Genomic DNA, 512 nt, shown 5'->3' on the forward strand with positions numbered 1-512 from the left:
TACTTCTTTTAGTCGTTGCGATATGGTCATACCTGAAACTAAAGCTACACACGTTGATTATACAAGGGGTGAAATTAAGAAATTTTCTGCACAGTATCAAGACGGACTAATCACTAAAAGTGAGAGGTATAATAAAGTTACAAAGCATTTTGTTTTGGGCCTGCGTGTCACTTATCTTCGATGTAATATTCGAAGATATCATCATGGATTCATCATCACTCCAGCATGATGAAGATGATGCTCAAGACGAGGGACTATTTGTTGTCATCGTTGGCGACAAAATGGACGAACAACCTTCAGACTTAGGTGATAACCTAATGTGTTTTTTGTTATGTTATGGTGGTTCATTACAACAGTTCAGTCTTCTAGTCAAGACAATTTTGCCAATGTCAAGCAGTGTATAGGTTCGGGCTTTGGGTTCGGGGCTGATTATGGGGAGATACAAGTGTACAAAGATAACCCTCCTAACAATATCAATCACTCCCTTTTCGTGGGAGGCTTGATTGACGTCT

The 512-nt window shown here is 39.5% G+C and carries 2 protein-coding genes; both read left to right on the forward strand.

From position 1 onward, the window contains the following. Positions 1 to 229, forward strand: a 229-nt coding sequence (locus ACJ5GX_RS07175) for a hypothetical protein (protein ID WP_495292850.1), incomplete at its 5' end; no start/stop codon positions are given. 102 nt (positions 230 to 331) lie between these two features. After that, a partial coding sequence (locus ACJ5GX_RS07180) for a hypothetical protein (RefSeq protein ID WP_495292851.1) occupies positions 332 to 512 on the forward strand: 181 nt, incomplete at its 3' end.

It is taken from the genome of Wolbachia endosymbiont of Tuta absoluta (genome assembly GCF_059414725.1).